General features: G+C 52.1%; 3 protein-coding genes. All 3 read right to left on the reverse strand.

The features are described 5' to 3' along the window. Nucleotides 1–9: 9 nt before the first annotated feature. Nucleotides 10–294 carry a hypothetical protein gene (locus MFF55_RS27355; RefSeq protein WP_238247270.1) on the reverse strand — a complete coding sequence of 95 codons (285 nt, stop codon included), beginning with the start codon at nt 292–294 and terminating at the stop codon, nt 10–12. Nucleotides 295–338: 44 nt separating this feature from the next. Then, nucleotides 339–2,111, reverse strand: coding sequence for an RNA-dependent RNA polymerase family protein (locus tag MFF55_RS27360; protein WP_238208419.1), 1,773 nt, complete (start codon nt 2,109–2,111; stop codon nt 339–341). 81 nt (nt 2,112–2,192) lie between these two features. Continuing rightward, nucleotides 2,193–4,238 (reverse strand): macro domain-containing protein (locus MFF55_RS27365; RefSeq protein WP_238247272.1); only part of this gene is annotated, 2,046 nt, incomplete at its 5' end.

The raw sequence follows: 4,238 nt of genomic DNA on the forward strand, positions 1-4,238 counted from the left end.
AGAATCCGGCTAAGGTGGTGGTTTCTTGTTCTCGTTTTTCTTTTGCTGTTCGTTTTTCTTAGCCTTCGCTTTTTGCGGCTTTTTCTTCGGCTTCTTCGGTGCTTTGCCATTTTGCTTAGTCGTCAGGGCAGAAACTGCACTGATTAGCTGCTGCATCTGTTGGGCCTGGACGATCGGAGTTTGCAGCTCTGGAATCATGGGTGGGGCCGGCTGCATCGGCACCCGCCATGGACGGAACGCCGGGCGTGGTCGCCAACGGCGTCCGTAAAAGGTTTGAGTTGGGATGTAATTCATGGTGTCTGTAATACGTGGTCTTTAGATGTAGTGTAATCCTGCATCTATTTAGGACCGCCGTACAGATGTATAATGGGACCTCTTATTTTCCTAAAAGACTTCAAATTCTTAGACAGCGTGGACATCGCTCTAGTGATGTTCCCGACGCCACTGACTTGGTATCTTGAGCTCAGTGCCACGTCTAATTCTTCTCTCAATCCTATGCGGGACCACTTAACTGTTTCGTCTTTTAGTGCCCTTCTTCTGTCTTCATCCTGGTTGTCGTCCGCTGGGAGCGGTTTCCCGAGTTTGAACAGCCTCTTTAACGGGTCTGCAACCCTACACGCTGTACCGGCGACACTGTCGTACAGGATGAATCCTCCACAAAAGTACGGTGGTTTCTCACACATTGTGGCATCGATGATCTTTACTTCCATGTTGACCCAACTCGCACACCTTTCTGCCATTAGCGGGTCTGACCTCACGCCGTGCACTATGTTGTCATCACCTATGAAGGCGGCGCACGCCGAGGACGATAATTTGTCGCGTAAGACGCGGCACGCTATGACAATGTTCAGCAGCGTGTTGATGAAGAGTGTAAGAAACATTCCTGACTTCATCATAGCACCGAATTTAAATCTTGTACCGGTAGGTAGATGCACACTCGTGATCTCACCAAACGCAGCTTCGATAAGGTCCAGCAGTTCTTGGTCGACCCCGAGGTCTTCCAGAAGCATTAGCGCCGTTAGCGCTAAGGAGTCGTCTTGGCTCTTATCGAAGGATGCGATATCTGTCTCCAGTACAGCATCTCCCGGTTGAAAATGTGCCGCTATGATGGCATCAAAGTCCTCCGCCGACATGTCAAACAGAGTGTGAATGTTCGGGGTCAGAACGGCTTTTAGCCGCCTGACTAACTCTCTGTGGATTCCGCATAAATATGCCGTGGCCAATGGTTCCGCCGCTTGAATCACTTGCACTTTAGGCCTTTCTTCGGTATGCTTGGTGCCTGGTGTAACTTTCACATCTCTCTTCATATCCATCACGAAGCGGTCCATTGGCACCTCCTGGAGCGGCACCAGGTTATGCGTCTTGGCAAAAAGGGCAGCAGCCTTTGGACCCTTGAGTTTAGCCACGTACGTCGTTATGTTTTCGGTGGTGATCCGTATAGGATTGTCTTTAAATTCTTGCCAATATTCGCCGGTACAGGCGTATTTTTTGAAGCTTTCTACGTTAAACACCGCAGAGTCCATGGTTGGTAATTCTCTCATTTGGGTGACATTACAATTTCTTTTAGTGGCCGCGGCTAGCACGTTTTGTAACGTGTTTTGGAAAGGGGAAGGTACTGCGCTCCTGATTTGTGGTTGGTGGTATGCGTGGTGCTTAGGGTAACATCTTAGTTTGGCCGGGCAGAACGTAGCTCTGTCGAGGCAGCTTTCAGAGCCGTCGACCAAGTCCAGATAAGCATCATACTCATCGGTTATCTGGTAGTTCGCCACGGTCGGATAATTCTCCTCTAAGAAAGAGTTACAGGCGGCCACAGCCACTTCCGGATCGCTCAGGCTGTCATCCACCGATGGTGAGTACACAGGTCTAGGGTACTTGCTGGTGTACGTGGGTACTTTGTCGGTTTGCTCATGGAGGTACATCTTTGCTCCTTCGCGTAGTCTTTCTACAATTAATGCCTTCATGTTCTCTACTTTCCTCGACTGGTACCTGCTCTTATTCGCTTCTGTCGGGGCCATCTGCATCTTTGCCTGGAGTACCTTCTCTTTCTCTCCGTCAAATGCCGGCGGGTATATGCGTTCGTCTTCATGGGCATACAGAGTCTCGCATGGCAATTCATGTTGCCTTACGGACTTCTGCTGTAGGTGACCCGGGCCAGTGTCAGACGAAAAGATATACGCGCCAGCCCTGCCTAGTCAGGACTGGTTAAAGTCGATGTCACCGAACTGTATTCCTGTGCTGACATCTCGGTCCCTGGTGTTCCGGCGGCGTGGCTCCAAGTCACCGAATTGGATGTCTAGGTCTTCCGGCTCCCACGGTAACTCAACCGGTACCCTGGGAACGAAATCCTCGGGGTTATGCGGAGGTGTGGTGCCAGTGGTTCTTCTCTTTCTTGGTGCCGGGATAGGAGCTTCCGGTTCTAATGGAGGTTCGGTAGCGACCTTACGAACACTGGGGGCTGGGACTGGCATTGTAATGGCCCGCCGTGCCGGGACTGGGATAGCGCGTATGTCTGTCGTCGCGACCCTCTCCATGACCATGATCTCTGCTTGCTGTATCACGTACGGCTCGATCTCCTCGGTGACTTCCAGATCCTGTCTAAGTTGGGCGACGGCTGCTCTACGTCGGCGAGGCGGAGGGATCGGAGGTTCGGTGTGTACCTCGGCTACGACTTCCAGGGTTTCGTAGGTCGTTTCCGATGGAAATGACCATGCGGATCCCGTCGACGTCGTAGAAGTCAGGCTCACATTATCCAGCTGTTCCGGCGGCTGCTGTATGTACTTTCTGGGACTTACTAGTGACGGGACGGTCTGGTCAAAAATTAGCACTCGGTCACACTTCACCTTCTGCACGCCTTCTATCCTGTACTTCGGCAATGGAAAGGAGGAGCACACGATGATGTTTTTGGTGTTATTCATCCTAAGTCTGGCAACCCGCTCCGCGGTCATCGCGTACCGACATAGACACGGTACCGTTTTCGGCGGCGTAGACGAATCGGCGTCCTCTACTGGGCATTTAGTGCGTATGCTGTCCATCGTCTCCCCTAGGGCGTACAGGCAGATCTGCTCGTTAGCATCTTGGAGTCTTGGCCATAAAGTTGATATTTCAGCCATGTCGACCGCCGTCTGGTGGAACCTCGTGCCCTCAAGGTAAGAGTACAGTTTACCGTCAGTTGCACTGTAACCATTTCTGCCGACTAAGCAACTGTCCGGGTGTACCCTAACCAGATCGGTTTCCAAGGTCACGTCTTCGGATACGAGCTCTATTGCCGTCCGCCTGTCGATGGCTTCCTGAATCTTCTTTTCCCAGTTTTTATCTCTGCAGTAGATAACCACGTCTGCATCGGTGGCATCCAATGCCGTGAATAAGTGGTTCAAGGACTGCATCACTCTGTCCTTACCGCCGGAAAAGGTGCCTGTGGATAGCAGCGGTACTGCGACGCTCTTTATGTTGTTGGTACTAATTATGCTAGCCACAGCTCGGTACGCGGCCGCTAGCTCTCTGTCCCCTTCGGCTTCTGTTACGGTGGAGAAGTTCGGTCCCACTGCGTGGATTACGGTCATGCCATCTGCGCGGATCATCTTGGCTGTGCCGACTGGAGTTGCAGCCCCTTTGAAAGATGATGGCCACTTCTTAGCGACCGCCCTGCACACTCCATCGCTCACGGTACCCTTGGCATTGGCAGCATTTACGACTGCTTCCTCACCGTGTCCTGATATATCTGCGCGGCGGACCCTGTATGACGGTGCACAGCCAGCAGTGTGCAGTCCGTTGCAGGCATACATTGAGCTAAGTTTCTGGTTAGCTTGGTGCAAGGTTACCGCTCTTCTGCCGTTATCAAAGTTAGAAAACAGCAGGAACACTTCTGTGTTGCTCGTCACACACGCCGGTCTCAGGACACGGAACGCCGAGAATTTCCTAGCCAGGGCTGTCACCACCATCTCGCTGACTCTGTCTGCGTAACCATATGCTCTCATCAGCAGCGAGCCTCCTGGTCTAAGCAGGTGTAGTGAATCCCCTCCCAGCATCTGCAGACGCATTGAATGGTCGACGCATTGTTGGTAGTGGTGTTGCCGGTACTCAGTATGGATGTTGACGAATACCAGATCGTAACGGCCTGCATCCATAGGTAACCCTAGGTCCATGTCGTACGTGCGGTCCGCGCCTGACACCCGCGGAGGTGCAATCCAGAAGACTCTTTTGTGAGGTATCACCAGGTTGTACTCACTTACAAGTAACAT

The organism is Methylobacterium iners, assembly GCF_022179305.1.
Classification (GTDB): domain Bacteria; phylum Pseudomonadota; class Alphaproteobacteria; order Rhizobiales; family Beijerinckiaceae; genus Methylobacterium; species Methylobacterium iners.